Source organism: Kytococcus sedentarius DSM 20547 (assembly GCF_000023925.1).
GTDB lineage: Bacteria > Actinomycetota > Actinomycetes > Actinomycetales > Dermatophilaceae > Kytococcus > Kytococcus sedentarius.
The window spans coordinates 2725661-2742810 of record NC_013169.1; the positions used below are offsets into that span (position 1 = coordinate 2725661).

Here is a 17150-nt window from a genome sequence, read left to right on the forward strand (position 1 = left end):
GGGTCACATCGGTCGTCGCGCCCACCGGCACCATGCTGGTGCGCAACCGGCGGTCCCGTCCGAGCTCACGCGGAGCGCTGTGGACGAGCCGTCACCGGCATGCGGGCGCACGACAACTTGTGGAGTCTACTGCAGGCGCTCACCGCGGGACGAACGCACCGCGAACAGGGCGATGAGCACCACCCACACCGCCAGGCGCGCCGCCACCACCGCGGCGTACCCGTCCTCGGGCATGCCCACCCGGTCGTTGGAGCCCCGTCCGATGTGCATCCACACGAAGACGAAGTGGAAGCCCTCCATGACCACCCAGGCCAGGTGCTCGCGCCACCGCAGGCCCGCCAGGGCGACGAAGGGCAGCGCCACCAGGCCCATCTGGGTGGGCACCTCGGGCTGGAGTGCCACGGCGATGAGCAGGCCGGCGCCCAGGGCCGCCCCCACCTCGCGGCCGTTCGCGGCGCGGCGCACCAGCAGGCCGCCCACCAGGCACCCCAGCAGGGCCCCTCCGCCGGCCACCACCTGCACGGCCCAGTCCGCCCGGTCGGCACCCACCCCGGCGACGATGCTCCAGACGCCCCCGTGGCCACTGGAGGCCTGCCAGAAGGCCAGCCCCCGCAGGGACTCGGGGTTCCACACCGCCCACGGCACGAGCACCACCGCGGCCGTCAGCAGCATCGGCAGCCACGCCGAGCGCAACCGTGCCGGACGGGCGGCCACCGAGACCACCGCCAGCACCCCGAGCACCGGCAGCCCCGTCACGGCCAGAACCCACAGCGCACCGGCCACGGCGGAGGACGCCGGCCGGCCCCGCCGCCACAGCACGCACCCCCAGACGGCCAGGGCAACCCAGACCAACAGGTCCGAGACCAGCAGCAGCGGCACCAGCAACGGCGAGAGGGCCACGTGCGCAGCGACCCAGGGGTCCGATCCGTCGGTGCGCACCCAGTCCACGACCGCGACCACCAGCGCCGCGAGCGACACCACCAGCAGCACCACCCAGAGCGCGAAGTACACCTGCTGCTCGGCCCCCACCGGGAACGCCCCGGCAGGCACACCGACGAGCCACAGCAGCCCCGCCCGCAGCGGCGGGACGTTCGGCAGGGCGCTCTCCGGGCCGGACCACGGGAACGCCCCCGTGTTCATGCCGGAGCTGGTCCACCGCACCACCGGGTCGGAGTAGCACATGCGCCAGATGAGGTTCGGGCTGCGCCACCCACCCTCGATGCAGTTGTTCTTCTGCAGCACGGCGAACACCAGCGGGAGGGCGCTGAGCGCCACCAGCACCGATGCGGGGAACCAGGGACCGTGGCGACGCGGCGCCACGTGGCGCCCGTCCGGCCCGCCGGCCGCCCCCATCGCGAGGCGGGGGAGGGGGTCCTGGCGAGCGGTGCGACGACGGCCCCGGACGGCGGCACGAACCCCCGCCAAGCCCCCTGCGCCACTCACTCGCCTGATCCGCTCCACAGCCACTCCCCGTCTCGTCGTCATCGGTGCCCATCATGGCCGGTCGGCGCGCGGTGGGCCCCCGGGGCCTAGAATCGCTCGACGCGTGGAACATCCTGCCGGGTTGCAGAGGTTGGTCACGCCAGGAAGCAACAAAGGGAGAGAAATGTCCACTGTCCGTGTCGCCATCGCCGGCGTCGGAAACTGTGCCACCTCGCTGGTCGAAGGCGTGGAGTACTACCGCAACACCCCCGCTGACAGCAGCGTCCCGGGGCTCATGCACGTCGACCTCGGTGGCTACCACGTCGGTGACGTGGAGTTCGTCGCCGCCTTCGACGTGGACGCCGACAAGGTCGGCAAGGACCTGTCGCAGGCCATCCGCTCCGGCCAGAACAACACCATCAAGATCACCGACGTGCCCACCGCGGACGTCGAGGTGCAGCGCGGCCCCACGCTCGACGGGCTGGGCAAGTACTACCGGATGACCATCGAGGAGTCGCCGGCCGAGCCGGTCGACGTGGTGCAGGTGCTCAAGGACACCGGCGCCGACGTGCTGGTCTCCTACCTGCCCGTCGGCAGCGAGGAGGCGGACAAGTTCTACGCCCAGGCGGCCATCGACGCCGGCGTGGCCTTCGTGAACGCCCTGCCGGTCTTCATCGCGAGCGACCCCGAGTGGGCGCAGAAGTTCCGCGACGCCGGGGTGCCGATCGTCGGTGACGACATCAAGTCCCAGGTCGGCGCCACCATCACCCACCGAGTGATGGCGAAGCTGTTCGAGGACCGCGGCGTCGAGCTGGACCGCACCTACCAGCTGAACGTCGGCGGCAACATGGACTTCAAGAACATGCTCGAGCGCGAGCGCCTGGAGTCCAAGAAGATCTCCAAGACGCAGGCCGTCACCTCGAACGTGACCCACCAGTTCGAGGACCGTGACGTCCACATCGGCCCGTCCGACTACGTGCAGTGGCTGGACGACCGCAAGTGGGCCTACGTGCGCCTCGAGGGCCGCGCCTTCGGCGACGCCCCGCTGAACCTGGAGTACAAGCTCGAGGTGTGGGACTCCCCCAACTCGGCCGGCATCATCATCGACGCCATCCGCGCCGCGAAGATCGCCAAGGACCGCGGCATCGGCGGCCCGATCCTGTCCGCGAGCGCCTACCTCATGAAGTCGCCGCCCGAGCAGCGCCCGGACGACCTGGGCCGCGCGGAGCTGGAGAAGTTCATCCGCGGCGAGGTCGACAGCTGATCTCCCGCTGAGGTCCTCGGCCCCTGGCCGAGCCCCCCCAGAGCCCCCCGGTGCGCCGGGGGGCTCTGCCGTACCCGGGGACGTGTCACAGCCCACCCGGCCCACGGGTTGCCGAAGAGGGGGGGTGGGCGGACACTGGGTGGGCCCCCGCCCCCCCCCTCACGGGAGATCCCATGCGCCTCACCCAGACATCCCCCCGGTGCTGCCGCATGCCCTCACCCGGGGCCGCCACGCGCGGGGAGCGGTGCTGACCCGGGCGGCCGGCGGGCGCCGGCGCGTCTTGGTGGTGGGGCACTGTCGCTCCCCGATCCGGCCCCCCTTCCCGGGCGGCCTGGAGGCCCTCACGTGGCACCTGTCCACCCGGCTGGCCCACCGCGGTCACGACGTGGTGGTCTTCGCCGCCCCCGGGTCGGACTGTGGGCCGGGCACCCGCATCGTCACCCCGGACGACCTCGGGGTGAGCGTCGACCCCTCCGCGCCGTGGGAGGAGACCCGTGGCGACGTGACCCGCGCCTACGAGGCCCTCGCGGCACACATCGACGACCTCGGGGTGGACGTGGTGCACAACCACAGCCTCAACCCGGCCCTGCCCCGGGTGCGCCACCGCCTCGACGTGCCCGTGCTGACCACCCTGCACACCCCTCCCCTGGTACCGATGCTGGGAGCGTTCCGCCAGGCCCCGCCCGCGCCCGGCGAGGTCGTGGCCGTCAGCGACCACACCGCGCAGCAGTGGCGCGAGGCCCTGCACGGGGACCTGCTGCACCCGGGCGTGGTGCACAACGGCGTGGACACCGAGGTCTGGCCGCTCGGCCAGGGCGGTGACGCGCTGGTCTGGTTCGGACGGCTGGTGCCGGAGAAGGGCCCGGGCACGGCGATCGCCATGGCCCGGGAGCTCGGCATACCCCTGCGCCTGGTCGGCCCCCGCAGCGACCCCGAGTGGTTCGACGCGCAGATCCGGCCCCAGCTGGGCGGCGCGGTAGAGTACCTGGGTCACCTGGGCCCCCCGCACCTCGCCGAGGTGGTGGGCACCAGCGCCGCCACCCTGGTGACCCCGCAGTGGGACGAGCCGTTCGGCCTCATCGCCGCCGAGTCCGCCGCCTGTGGCACGCCGGTCATCGCGTTGCGCCGCGGTGGGCTGCCGGAGATCGTGACGCCCGAGGTCGGGCGCCTGCTGCCCCCCGCCACGTGGCGCAGCGGGGTCACCGGCGCGCTGGAGGAGGTGCTCGGCCTGGAGCGGGCCGACGTCCGGCAGTCGATCGTCTCCCGCCTGGGCCTGGACCGGATGGTGGACGCCTACGAGGCGCGCTATGAGCAGCTCATCCGCGCCAGTGGGTCCCGGGGCGGGTCCCTCCGGGCGGTGGGCCTGTGAGGGCGCTGCGCGTACTCAGCCTCCCCGCCGACCACCACTACGTGCGGCACGCGCTGGGGCCGGGCGCCCGCGTGCTGCCGGACCCGCCGGTGCCGGGGGCCCCGCGGCGCGTGTGGTGGCCCTCGCCCGCCTGGGAGCCCACGTGGATCGAGCGCCACCGCGCCGCGTTCGACCTCGTGCACGTGCACTTCGGCTACGAGCACCGCACCGTCGCGCAGATCCGCGACTGGGTCCGAGCACTCCGCCGGCTGCAGGTTCCCCTGGTGGTGACCGTGCACGACCTGGACCTGCCGCACACCGCCGACCAGACCGACCACCGGGCCCGGCTGCGGGTGCTGGTCGCCGCTGCCGACGAGGTGCTCACGCTCACCCACGGCGCCGCGGACGAGGTGCGCGCGCTGACGGGCCGGACCGCCACGGTCGTGCCACACCCACGGATGGAGCCGCTGGACACCATCCGCCGCACCGTCCGACCGCCCCGCCCCACCGGGCCGGTGACCGTCGGCGTGCACCTGAAGTCCCTGCGCGCCAACGCCGGCCGGGTGGAGCTGCTCCGGGCGCTCACGACCGCCACCGAGGCCCTGGGCCCGCAGCAGGCGCAGCTCGAGGTGACCCTGCACCGGGAGGTGGCCGACCCCGCATCGGCCCACCACGACCCCGACATCGTGGCCTGGGCGCGGCACCAGGACGAGGCCGGAACCGCCTGCGTGCGCTGGATCGACCCCCTGGACGATGCGGGGTTCACCGCCTATCTGGCCGCGCTCGACATCTCGGTGCTCCCCCACCGCTGGGGGACGCACTCGGGCTGGGTGGAACAGTGCCTGGACCTGGGGGTGGTGCCGGTCGTGCCCGACGTCGGTCACCTGCAGGAGCAGGGCACCCGCCACGTCTACACCTGGCGGGGCGAGCAGCCCACGCACCAGAGCCTCGTGACGGCCCTGGCCGGCGCGATCACCGAGGCCCGCACCGGGCGCGACGTGCGCGCGGCCACCGCCTGGGCCGACCACCGGGCACGGCAGGATGTGGTGAGCCACCGCGAGCACGCCGCTGCCCACCATCGGGCCGTCGCGGCCCACGCCACCGGCGTGGGGACCCGCGAGGACGACACCCCGGCCCGCCGCCGGACCAACGCCCCGAGCCACCGCACGGGACGGACCCCCCAGGAGGCTTCGTGACCCACGTGCCCGACCCCAGCGACGGCCGACGCGCCCACTACGGCCAGTTCTACGGCCTGCACGAGGTACCGGACGGGCCGGTGGGGATGGTGCACGGAAACTGCCAGGCCGAGTCCCTGCGGGTGCTCCTCTCCGCGGCCGATGCGGGCACCACCTGGGTGCGCGTGCCCCCCGTGCACGAGCTCACCGCCGACGACCTGGAGCACCTCGACCGGTTGCTGGCGCGCACCACCACCGTGGTGGCCCAGCCGGTGAAGGACGACTACCGCGACCTGCCCACCGGCACCCGGCAGGTCATCTCCCGCGCGATGCGGGGGGCGCGCAGCGTGATCGTGCCGATCGTGCGCTACCGCGGCCTGCACCCCCAGCAGCGCCTGGTGCGCGGCCCCGGCATCGTCGACCCGCCCCTGGTGCCCTACCACCACACTGGGGCCATCGCGCGGGCCGCGGGCCTGCCGGACCCGACCCCCGGAGCACGCGTGGTGCAGGCGGTGGCCGCGGAGTCGCTGGCCGAGCAGCGGCGGCGGCAGGAGGCCGCCGGCGCGGTGCCGGTGGACGACCTGGTGCGGGCGGCCGGGGCGCGGGCGACGAACACCATCAACCACCCGGGCAACCCGGTGCTGATCGGCCTGGCCCAGCGCGTGGCGGAGCGACTCGGTGTGAGCGGGGAGGTCACCGACCCCGGACGGGAGCTGCTGCGGTCGGTGTACGCGCCGGTCACCGCGGCCACGCTGGAGGCCCTCGGCCTGGAGGGTGAGCCGCGCGACCACTGGCTGGTGGAGGGCGAACCCCTCGCCGACGAGGAGGTGGTCGCCACCCAGGCGGCCTGGCTGCGGAGCAACCCCCGCGTGCTGGCGTTCGCGCTGGAGAAGGTGCGCGACGACCTCCTGGCCACCGGGGTGGTGGGTGCCGCACCAGATGGCCGCGCCGCACCCGCCGCACCCCCCGCACCCGCCGCACCGCCCGCATCCGCCGCCGATGCGATGAGCGCGCCCCCCGCCGGCCCCGTCCACCTCGTGGTGGGACCGGACCGCCACGGGGTCGTGGTGCACGCCCTGCGGATCGCCCGGGCCGCTGGCGAGGAGGTGCTGCGCGTCGAGGACGCGGCCGCGTCGGCAGGGTCCCCGGTGGCGGGCAACCCGTCGCCCGGTGGGCTCGCCGGCCGGGAGGTCGTCGTGCACTTCACCGACCGGGCCTTCGGCAGCACCCCCGAGTCCGCGGCCGAGGCGTTCACCGCCTGGGTGGGCGACGCCGCATCGGGGCAGGTGGTGCTGCACGACGTCCCACAGGCCAGCGACGGCACCGGGCAGGAGCGGCGCGCCGCGGCCTACACCCGCGTGGTGCGCGCCAGCGACCGCGTGGTCGTGAGCAGCGAGCACGAGCGGGAGCTGCTGGCCGCCGCGACGGGGGTCGACGCGGACCGCATCACGGTGGTCCCGCTGCCGGTGGAGCGGTCGGCGGCCACGCCGGACGGGCCGGGCCCTGCTGCCCTCCCGCCCGGCCGCTGGGTGGCCACGCTCGGGTTCGCCTACCCCGGCAAGGGCCTGGAGGAGGTCGTGGACGCCACCGCCGCCGCGGCCCGTGACCCGCGCCTGCCCGAGGACGCCCGGCCGATGGGGGTGCTCAACCTCGGCGGCGCCGCCCCCGGCCACGAGGACCTGCTGACCGAGCTGGAGGAGCGTGCGGCCGCAGCCGGCACGCAGTTCGTGGCCACCGGGTGGCTGGACGACGCGGCGCTCGCGGCGGCCGGCCACCGGGTCGCGGTGCCGGTGGCCTACCACCGGCACGTCTCCGCATCGGGCTCGGTGAACAGCTGGCTGGCGGCCGGGCGGCGGCCCGTGGTGGTGCGCTCGCGCTACACCGACGAGCAGTCCGAGCGTATGCCCGGGAGCATGGCGCTGGTGGACCACACTGAGGACCTCGCCCCGTTGGTGGGGGCGATCATCACGGCGCTGGGAGACCCCGCATCGACCCAGCAGGACGAGACGGTGGCCCTGTGGCCCTCCTGGGAGCAGGCCGCCGCGATGCTGCGGGCCGCACGGTGAGCCAAGGTGCTCCGGGGCCCGCGGAGGCACCCGGCCGATCCGGGGAACAGGCCTCCCCACTGGTCTCGGTGGTGGTGCCGCACTTCGAGTCCCCCGCGGCCCTGGCGCGGCTCCTGGAGGCGCTGCGCCACACCACGCTGCCCCCCGAGCAGGTCGAGGTGGTGGTGGCCGACGACGGGTCGGCGACCCCGCCGGACCTGCCCGCCGACCACCCGCTGGCCCTGCACCTGGTGCGGCAGGAGGACCGCGGCTTCCGGGCCGCGGCGGCGCGCAACCTCGGTGCGGCGGCCGCCCGCGGGCAGGTGCTGGTCTTCCTCGACGGCGACATGCTCCCCGAGCCCGCCTGTCTGGAGCGCCTGGCCCGCGCCGCGAGCGCCCCGCACCCGACCCTCGTCGTCGGGCGGCGCCGGCACCACGCGGTGGACGGCTGGACGCCCGAGCAGGTGGCGGCTTGGCTCGAAGGTTCCGGGCCGGCCCCGGCGGAGCTCGAGGAACCGGCGTGGTTGGCCGACGGGTACCGGTGGACCGACGACCTGCGGTCTGCCGACGACGCGTCCTTCCGCTACGTCATCAGCGCCGTGATGGCCCTGCCGCGGGAGGCCTTCACGGCGCTCGGGGGCTTCGACGAGTCCTTCGTGGGCTACGGCGGGGAGGACTGGGAGCTCGCCCAGCGGTGCTGGCTGGCGGGTCTGGACCTGCGGCACGAGCCCGGGGCCGTGGCGTGGCACGACGGCCCGGAGATCTCGGGGCGCCCGGAGGACCTGGTGGCCGTCAAGAACGCCGAGACCGCCCACCTGGCCCGGCGCCTCACGCACCCGCTGGTGCGCGGCCGGGGGCTGGTGCACGCGGTGCCGGACCTGGTCATCGAGGCCGACGCGACCGGATGGCCCCTGGGCGCGGCGCTGGTAGCGGTGGAGAGCTGGCTGCGCGGGGCGGACGCGGGTGTCTGGTGGGGCGGCACCGCATCGGCCGGGCTGCTGGACGCCCTCGCGGAGGACCCCCGCGTGCACGCCGGGGAGCCCCCGTCGGATGTGCTCGCGCGCTGCCGCTGGCGGGTGCGCGTGGCGCGGCCGGTGACCGTCGGTCAGGAGTGGGAGGCAGTGGTGCGCGAGGTCACCGGCGAGCCGGGCAGCCCCTCCGGCCCCGATGCGGTGAGCCCACCCGCCGCCGGAGACGAACCGGACGTGGGTGGGTCACCCGTCCGGGTGGCGACGACGCGCGCCCTGGGGCGAGCCCGCATCGGGGGCGGTGCGGGAGGTGAGGGGGATGCGGCGTGGTGCGCCGTGCCGGTCGCTGGCGGCGGTGCGGACGCTCCCGCAGCGGGGCGGGGGGCGAGCGATGCCGCGCCGGACGACGCGGGCGCGGTGCGGCTACTGCCGCACGACGTGATGGCCGAGCGCGTGCGGCAGGCCTGGCTGTGATCGGGTACTACGTCCACCACCACGGGGCCGGGCACTCCACCCGGGCCACGGCCGTCGCCCGGGCCTGCGCCGCGCTCGGGGAGACCGTGGTGGGGCTCTCCAGCCGCCCGCGCCCGGCCGACTGGCCCGGGGAATGGGTGGAGCTGCCGGACGACACGACCGGCATCGACGACCTCGCCGCGCTCGCTGCGCACCACGACGTGACGGCCGGCGGGGCGCTGCACTTCGCGCCGCTGCGGGCGGGCTTCGGTCCCCGGCAGCAGGCGATCGCCCAGTGGGTGTCCCGGGCTCAGCCGCGCGTTGTGGTGGTGGACGTCTCGGTGGAGGTGACCGCGCTGGTGCGTCTGCTGGGCGTGCCGGTGGTGACCGTCGCGATGCCGGGCGACCGGACCGATGCGGCGCACCGGCTGGGCTACCGGATCGCCACCCGCATCGTGGCCTGCTGGCCCGCCGGGGCGCACCCGGACCACGTGGTGACCGGACCGGACCTGGTCGGGCGGACCACGTTCGTCGGGGGGATCTCGCGGTTCGCGGGGGCGGGTGGTGCGCTGGGGCCGCACGGCGCCGGCACGCCGGGCGGAGCCGCAGGCGGGCGGGCCAGCGCGCAGCGCGACCCGGGGCTCGGAGTGTTGCTGTGGGGGCACGGGAGCGATGCCCCCGGGCCGGGCGCGACCGCCACCCTCCGGGCCGCGGACCCCGCGGTGCGCTGGGAGCTGGCGCGCGACCTGCCGCCGGGTGAGCTCCGGTCCCTGCTCGGCAGGGCGGGTGTGGTCGTGACCCATGCCGGGCAGGGGGCCGTGGCGGACATCGCTGCCGCCGGGGCGCCGGCGGTGGTACTGGGGCAGGACCGGCCGCACGACGAGCAGGCCGCCACCGCGCGGGCCCTGGACCGGCTGGGCCTCGCTGCGACCGGTGTCGGCTGGCCCGCCGCCCACCAGTGGCCGGGGCTGCTGGGAACGGCGCGACGGATCGGCGGGAGTGGGTGGGCACGGTGGCTCGGGCCGGGCGCCCGGGGCATCGCCGAGGTGCTGCGGGAGATCTGAGCGGCCGAGGCGCGGAGGGGCCGGTGGTCGCCCAGCAACAGTCCGTGTCCACGACCACCCCGACCGGCCACCGCTACGCCAGTCCCGTACCCGCTCCGTACGGCCCGGCAGGAGGGTTCGGTGCCCGTGGGGCAGGATGACGGTGCCCCGCCCGAAGGAGACCCGACGTGACCCGATCCGCCCCCACCACGGCTGTGGTCACCCTGGCCCACGGGCGTCACACCCACCTCGCCAACCAACGCCGCTCGCTGGCGGCCTCCGAGGTGACCCCGGACCTGCACGTGGTCGTCGCCATGGACGACCCGGCGATCGAGGACGTCCTCGCCGCCCACCCGGTGCCGGGTTCAACCACGACCGTGGTCCCCTGCGACCGGGTCGACGGCAACCTGCCCCTGGCCTCCGCCCGCAACCTGGGCGCGCAGGTGGCCGCCGAGGCCGGGGCCCGGGTGCTGGTCTTCCTCGACGTCGACTGCGTGGCGGAGCCCGCGCTCGTCGGCACCTACGCCACGACGGTCGGTGGTGCATCCCAGGACCCACCCGCTGACGACACACCCCCCGCACCCCGTCTGTGGTGCGGCGTCACCGGCCGTCTGCGCGAGGTGGCCGACGCCGCCAAGGACTACCCGGTGGAGGATCCCGCGGCGCTGCGAGCGCTGTCCGACCCCGCCGCGGGACGGCCCACGCCCGCCCCGGGCGAGGTGGTCGAGGAGCCGGAGCTCACCCGTTTCTGGTCGCTGAACTTCGCGATGACGGCGCGGGACTTCACAGCCGTCGGCGGCTTCGACGAGGCCTACGTGGGGTACGGCGGGGAGGACACCGACTTCGCCCAGCGCCTCGGCGCCGCCGGGGGGAGCATGGCTTGGCTCGGGGGTGCCACCGCCCACCACCAGTGGCACACCACGCACTCCCCGCCGTGGGACCACGTCGAGGACGTTGTCCGCAATGCCGGCGTGTTCGCCGAGCGGTGGGGGTGGTGGCCGATGGAGGGGTGGCTCGCCCAGTTCGCCGAGGCGGGGCTGGTCCGGTGCGATGCGGACACCGGCGCCTGGGAGCTGGTCGCCCGGCCCTGACCCCGGCCACCCTCGACCGGTGACGCCGGATCTGCACGGTTCGGCCGCGGTCCGCGGCTATCGTGGGCCCTTGCAGTGACCTGTCACCGCCCGCCCTGTCACCCGTCGCGAGGACCCTTCCCTGTGAGTGCTGTCGCCCCGGCGCCCCCGGCCGCCGCCACTGGAGGACGTCCTGCCGGCTTCCGGCCCGACGTGGAGGGCCTGCGCGCCATCGCGGTCCTCTCGGTGCTGGCCTACCACGCAGGGCTCCCCCTGGTCACCGGTGGTTTCGGGGGCGTGGACGTGTTCTTCGTGCTCTCGGGCTTCCTGATCACCGGACAGCTCCTCAAGGAGGTGGACCGCACCGGCACCGTGGACCTGCCGGCCTTCTACGGCCGCCGCGCCAAGCGCCTGCTCCCGGCCGCCACGATGGTGCTGCTGTTCACCGCGATCGGCACCTGGCTGATCTTCCCCATCACCCGCTTCAAGGACATCGCCTGGGACCTCGGCGCCTCGGCGGTGTACCTCATCAACTGGCGCCTGGCCGACCAGTCCGTGGACTACCTCGCGGAGGACACGCTGCCCTCCCCCGTGCAGCACTACTGGTCACTCGCGGTCGAGGAGCAGTTCTACGTCGTCTGGCCGCTGGTGCTGCTGGTCGTGGGCCTCGTGGTCACCCGCACCCGTCGCCCCCTGGCCCCGGTCGCCACCATCGGCCTGTTGGCCATCGCGGTGCCCTCGCTCGTGTGGTCGGTCCTGCACACCGCGGGCAGTCCCGACACCGCCTACTTCGTGACCACCACCCGCCTGTGGGAGCTCGCCCTCGGCGGACTGGTGGCCTGCGGCGCGGCCGTCTGGCCCCGCATCGCCCCCTGCCTCGCCTCCATCCTCGTCCTGGGAGGGCTCGTGGCCCTGTTCGCCAGCTTCTTCGTCATCACCTCGTCCACCCCTTGGCCCGGCACCGCAGCCCTGCTGCCCACCGTCGCGACCGCGCTGGTGCTGGTGGGTGGCGCCGCCGCCTCCGGGGGCCTGGTGAGGGTCCTCGGCTCCGCCCCGATGCTGTGGGTCGGCGCCCTGAGCTACTCGCTGTACCTGTGGCACTGGCCGCTGGTGACCTTCGTGAACCAGGGCTTCTACGACGGCGACGCGCCCCTGTGGGCCACCACCGCCGCCGTGCTGGCCGCCTTCCCGCTGGCCTGGCTGGGGCACCGCCTCATCGAGAACCCCGTGCGCTTCGCGCCCGTGTTCAAGCGCACCCGCAACGCCCTGAGCCTCGGGGCGGGCCTGAGCGTCCTGGGCGCCCTGGGCGCGGTCGCACTGGTGACCCTCTCCCCCGGGACGCCCAGCAGCCCCACCGCCGACCCGAAGCAGACCGACGAGCGCGTCGGCGCCGAGGCCCTGCTGCCGGAAGGGATGGGCCCGCAGGACGTCAAGGCCACCACCACGCCGGTCGTGACCGAGGCCGCCATCCCGGACGCCCCGAAGAGCATCACCCCCGCGGTCACCGACGCCACCAAGGACTACCCGGTCACCAAGGACGAGGGCTGCGTCACCAGCGTCGACGGCACCGACGTGAAGTCCTGCACCTTCGGTGACGAGGACTCCGACAAGGTGCTCGTGGCCGCCGGTGACTCCAAGATCGACCAGTGGATCCCCGCCATCGACGACTGGGGCCGGGCCAACGGCTACCAGGTGGTCACGTACTTCAAGTCCGCCTGTCCGTTCAACGGCGAGCTGCTGGCCACCGACGACCCGCGGTGGCAGGGCTGCCACGACTGGGGGCAGCAGGTGAACCAGAAGATCACGGCCCTGGACCCCGACATCCTGCTGACCAGCTCGCTCATGGCCGGCGCCGGTGACAACGGTGAGGCCAAGGTCGTGACCGGGTACGAGAAGGTGTGGACCCCCCTCCTCGAGCGTGGCACCAAGGTGGTCGTCGTCGACGACACCACCAGCCCCGGCGGAACGCCCGTCTACGAGTGCGTGGCCGAGCACCTCGACTCCGTGAACGAGTGCACCTTCCCGGACGAAGGCGGCCGCGGCAGCGCCACGCTCAAGAAGGCCGTGGACGCCGTCGACGGGGCCCAGTTCATGAGCCTCAACGACTTCGTCTGCCCCGAGGGCACCTGCCGCCCCGTGGTCGGCGGCGTCCTGACCTACCGACAGGGGAGCCACATCAGCGACACCTACGCCCGCACCCTCTCGCCGATGTTCGGCGCCCGCCTCGACGCTGCACTGGCGGCCGCGCAGTGAGCCCCGCGTCCCTGACCCCCGCCGGCACCACCGGGCGCACCGTCCTGTGGTGCGCGAGCAGTGCCGACCAGGTGCTCGTCGACGCGCGGACGATCCGACACCTGCTCGCACAGCACCACCGGGTCACCCTCGCCACCCCCGAGGCGGCCTGGGAGTACGTCACCGCTGATGCTGAGGCCGACGAGGACCGCGCCCACCTGCTGGAACAGCTCGGGTCGGGCGGGTTGCGGGTCCTGCACCCCCGTGAGAGCTCCACCGCGGACGCCCGGGGCCTCCTGCACGCCCTGCACCGCACCCCCGAGAGCGAGCCGTTCACCCAGGCGCTGCTCGGGGACCCCCGCATCGCCACCCTGGCCGCCGACGCGATGGTCGTGTGGCCGGGCAGGTCACGCGCCGTCCACCTCGATGCGGTGGACGTCGCCACGGACGGGGCGGCCACCACCGCCGTCACCGAGCTGCTGGCGCGCCCCGTCGCCGCCGGCGAGTTGCACCCGCGGGCCGTCCTCGAGCTGGCCGACGACGTGCCCGGTGCCGTCACCCCACGGCAGCGGGTGCATGCGGCCTCCCGGCTGGTCCGGGAGGACCTGTGGTCCGGGGGCACCGCCCGCCTGCAGCGGTACCTGGAGGACCTCGCCGAGAGTGCCCTCTCGGCCCACGACCTGGCCGCACTGGTCATGCTCACCTTCCACCGCGGACTGCACGCGGACACCCTGCGCTCCCCCCTGGTGGAGCAGCCCCAGTCCTGGCTGGCACCGTTGCGCTCCACGGCCGGCTGGCAGGAACTGGCCGCCGAACGGCCCCGGCCGGTCGCGACGCCCCGCCCGGAGGCGTCGACCGCCGCACCGCACGTGGTGCTGCTGCCGGGCACCTACGGCCGGTTCGAGGGGCCGGTCATCCGGGCCCTGGAGGCCTCCGGCTGCACGGTGGACCTGCTCGACCTGGCCGAGCTGGCCCCCGCCCTGCGGCGCCGGAACCCCACCCGGGAGAACCTGGCGCGGGTGCGTTCGCTGGTCACCGAGGGTGAGCACGGCCTGCCGGCCGAGGCCGTCGAGCGTCTGGCCGCTGCGGACGTCATCTGGGCGGAGTGGGCCGACCTGCCCGCGGTGTGGGCGAGCCACCTCGCCGCACCGCACCAGCGCATGGTGGTGCGCCTGCACAGCCTGGACACGCTCGACCCCTGGCTCCACCTGCTGCGGTGGTCCTCGGTGGACGCACTGGTGGCGGTGGGGGCACCGGTGGCCCGCGTGGCGGTGGAGGCCCTCGGCACCCGCCTCGACCTCCCGCCGGTCCACGTCGTCGGCCACGTGCTCGACGACCACTGGTTCGAGGTCCCCGGCACCGAGGACGCCCACCGACGCCTCGTGATGGTCAAGTGGGGCCGCCGGGTGAAGGACCCCCTGCGCGCCGTGGAGATCCTGGCCCGCCTCCGGGAGCACGACCCCACCTGGCGCCTGCGCCTCATCGGCGACGACCTGCGCGATGCGGGGGAGCACGGGCCGTACACCCGCAAGTTCGCCCGCCGCATCGAGGAGGACGACGTGCGCGACGCCCTCGAGTTCGTCCCCCACACCGATGACGTGGCGGGGCACCTGGCGGGCTGCGGCTTCGTCCTGAGCACCAGCCGGCGCGAGTCCTTCCACCTCGGCGTCGTCGAGGGGGCGGCGGCGGGGTGCGTGCCCGTCGTGCGTGACTGGCCCGTGTTCCGGCGCCACGGGGGCGCCCGCGACGTGCTGCCCCCGCACTGGGTGGTCGACACCGGCCCCGATGGCGTGGACGCCGCCGTGGAGCGGATTCTCACCCACGCGGACCGTTCCGCCTGGGAGGCCGGTTCGGCCACCGCGCGCCAGGACGTGCGGGACCACCTCGACACGCAGGACACCCTCCGGCGCCTGGCCGCCGTCGCCCTGGACCGACCGGACATCCCCTCGTGAGCGCCGTCGCTCCCGCCCCGCCCTCCACGGCCACCGGGCACCGCCCGGCGTCCTTCCGGCCGGACGTCGAGGGACTGCGCGCCATCGCGGTCCTGTCGGTGCTGGCTTACCACGCCGGCCTGCCCCTCATCACCGGCGGCTACGCGGGCGTGGATATCTTCTTCGTGCTCTCGGGCTTCCTGATCACCGGGCAGCTCCTCAAGGAGGTCGGGAACACCGGCACGGTGGACCTGCCGGCCTTCTACGGGCGGCGCTTCAAGCGGCTGCTGCCCGCGGCCACGCTCGTGCTGGCGTTCACGGCGATCGGCACGTGGCTGCTGCTGCCGCTGACCCGCTTCAAGGACGTGGCCTGGGACATCGGCCTCGCGGCGGTGTACCTGATCAACTGGCGGCTGGCCGACCAGTCCGTGGACTACCTGGCCGAGGACACCGAGCCCTCCCCCGTGCAGCACTACTGGTCGCTGGCCGTGGAGGAGCAGTTCTACGTCGTCTGGCCGCTGGTGCTGCTGGTGGTCGGCCTCGTGGTCACGCGGGCCCGCACCCCGCTGCTGCCCACCGCCACCCTCGGCCTGCTGGCCATCGCGATCCCGTCCCTGGTGTGGTCGGTGGTGCAGACCCAGAACAGCCCGGAGACCGCCTACTTCGTCACCACCACCCGCCTGTGGGAGCTCGCGATCGGTGGCCTGGTGGCCTGCGGGGCGACCGTCTGGCCCCGGCTGTCACCCCGCATCGGCACCCTGCTGATCGTCCTGGGGCTGGCGGTGATCGGCGTGTCCTTCTTCACCATCACGGCCGCCACCCCGTGGCCCGGCACGGCGGCCCTGCTGCCCACGCTGGGTACGGCTGCGGCCCTGGTCGGAGGGGCCTCCGGGCGGGGTCCGGTGCTGCGGGCCCTCGGGTCGGCGCCGATGCTGTGGGTCGGTGCGCTGAGCTACTCGCTGTACCTGTGGCACTGGCCGCTGGTGGTCCTGACCGAGCAGGGGATCTTCGCCGGCCGCACCGCACCGTTGTGGGCCACCGTGGCCGCTGCCCTGGCCTCGTTCCCCCTGGCCTGGGCCGGCAACCGCTTCATCGAGAACCCGGTGCGCTTCGCCGCCCCGTTCAAGCGCACCCGCAACGCCCTGGTCCTGGGCGGGACCCTCACCGCCACCGGGGCGCTGCTGGCCGCGAGCCTGCTGGCGGTCGCCCCGGGCAAGCCGACGGACGACACGGCCGCCAACACGGGTGGGGCCCGGGTGCTCCTGCCGCAGGAGTCCGCGCCGGGTGGTGACGCGGCGAGTGACGCCTCGGATTCCCCGGGGTCCGGCACGGGGCCGCGTGCGGTGAACCGGGTGCTCCCTGCCCGTGCCGACGCCAGTGCCTACCCCGCCGCACCGCAGACCATCACCCCTGACCCGCTCGAGGCCACCGAGGACGTCCCACCCCAGTACGAGGACGGGTGCCAGGTTGAGCAGGACAGCCCGGAGCCCCACGAGTGCGTGCTGGGCGACCCCGAGGCCGAGAAGGAGATCGCCCTCGTCGGCGACTCGAAGGCCTTCCAGTGGCTCCCCGCCCTGGACACGTGGGCACGGGAGAACGGCTACCGCGTGCGGTCGAACACCAAGTCGGCGTGCAGCTTCTCGGCGGCGCTCCAGGTGCCGCAGGGCAAGCCGTACCCCGAGTGCCAGGAGTGGGTCGCCGCCGTGCGGGACACCCTGCTGACCGACCCCCCGGAGGTCCTGGTGTTCTCCGGCCTGCGCGACGTCGCCCAGCCGGCGGACGGGGACAAGCCCACCCGCAAGGCCATGGTCGAGGGATACCTCGAGAACTTCGAGCCCCTCGTGGAGGAGGGCACCACGGTCGTCGCGATCGCCGACACCCCGCAGCCGGGCGGCAAGGTCTACGAGTGTGTCGCGGAGAACCCGGAGAACGTGTCGGCCTGTGACTTCCGGGAGAAGCCAGGCGTCGGCACCCCGGCCCTGCAGGCCACCGTGGAGGAGCTCGACGGGGCCTCCCTCATCGACTTCAACGACTACCTGTGCCCGGAGGGGACCTGCCGCGCAGTGGTCGGCGGTGTCCTCACCTACCGCCAGGGCAGCCACGTCACGGCCACCTGGGTGGAGTCACTGCAGCCGGTGTTCGACGCCCGCCTGGACGCAGCGATCGCCGACTGACGCCTGCACCGAGAGGTACGCCCCC

The 17150-nt window shown here is 74.6% G+C and carries 11 protein-coding genes; 10 read left to right on the top strand and 1 reads right to left on the bottom strand.

Annotation, left to right across the window (positions count from 1 at the left end; all coding sequences use genetic code 11):
- Positions 1-126 precede the first annotated feature (126 nt).
- Positions 127-1425, bottom strand: coding sequence for a glycosyltransferase family protein (locus KSED_RS12985; RefSeq protein WP_143827393.1), 1299 nt, complete (start codon positions 1423-1425; stop codon positions 127-129).
- 181 nt (positions 1426-1606) lie between these two features.
- Here KSED_RS12985 and KSED_RS12990 point away from each other — a divergent pair, with 181 nt between their 5' ends.
- From KSED_RS12990 to KSED_RS13040, 10 genes are all read left to right on the top strand, one after another.
- Positions 1607-2686: an inositol-3-phosphate synthase gene (locus KSED_RS12990; RefSeq protein WP_015780532.1), complete on the top strand. Its 1080-nt coding sequence runs from the start codon at positions 1607-1609 to the stop codon at positions 2684-2686.
- A gap of 199 nt (positions 2687-2885) precedes the next feature.
- Entirely contained in the window at positions 2886-4055 is a 1170-nt protein-coding gene (locus tag KSED_RS12995) for a glycosyltransferase family 4 protein (RefSeq protein ID WP_049758579.1), read from the top strand.
- On the top strand, positions 4052-5230 hold the full coding sequence (locus KSED_RS13000) for a glycosyltransferase family protein (RefSeq protein ID WP_015780534.1): 1179 nt from the start codon (positions 4052-4054) through the stop codon (positions 5228-5230). The genes KSED_RS12995 and KSED_RS13000 overlap by 4 nt, the downstream gene beginning before the upstream one ends.
- Positions 5227-7275, top strand: a complete 2049-nt coding sequence (locus tag KSED_RS13900) for a WcbI family polysaccharide biosynthesis putative acetyltransferase (protein ID WP_015780535.1) — start codon at positions 5227-5229, stop codon at positions 7273-7275. The genes KSED_RS13000 and KSED_RS13900 overlap by 4 nt, the downstream gene beginning before the upstream one ends.
- A 68-nt stretch (positions 7276-7343) precedes the next feature.
- Positions 7344-8696, top strand: a complete 1353-nt coding sequence (locus KSED_RS13015; protein ID WP_169307802.1) for a glycosyltransferase — start codon at positions 7344-7346, stop codon at positions 8694-8696.
- On the top strand, positions 8693-9739 hold the full coding sequence (locus KSED_RS13020) for a glycosyltransferase (protein WP_015780537.1): 1047 nt from the start codon (positions 8693-8695) through the stop codon (positions 9737-9739). The genes KSED_RS13015 and KSED_RS13020 overlap by 4 nt, the downstream gene beginning before the upstream one ends.
- 167 nt (positions 9740-9906) lie before the next feature.
- The gene (locus KSED_RS13025) at positions 9907-10809 is read left to right on the top strand and encodes a glycosyltransferase family 2 protein (protein WP_015780538.1); all 903 of its coding nucleotides are present in this window, start codon (positions 9907-9909) and stop codon (positions 10807-10809) included.
- 123 nt (positions 10810-10932) lie between these two features.
- Positions 10933-13041, top strand: coding sequence for an acyltransferase family protein (locus KSED_RS13030; protein WP_115306696.1), 2109 nt, complete (start codon positions 10933-10935; stop codon positions 13039-13041).
- The gene (locus KSED_RS13035; protein WP_015780540.1) at positions 13038-14972 is read left to right on the top strand and encodes a glycosyltransferase family 4 protein; all 1935 of its coding nucleotides are present in this window, start codon (positions 13038-13040) and stop codon (positions 14970-14972) included. The genes KSED_RS13030 and KSED_RS13035 overlap by 4 nt, the downstream gene beginning before the upstream one ends.
- Entirely contained in the window at positions 14969-17125 is a 2157-nt protein-coding gene (locus tag KSED_RS13040; RefSeq protein ID WP_015780541.1) for an acyltransferase family protein, read from the top strand. Before KSED_RS13035 ends, KSED_RS13040 begins: the two co-directional genes overlap by 4 nt.
- Positions 17126-17150 lie beyond the last annotated feature (25 nt).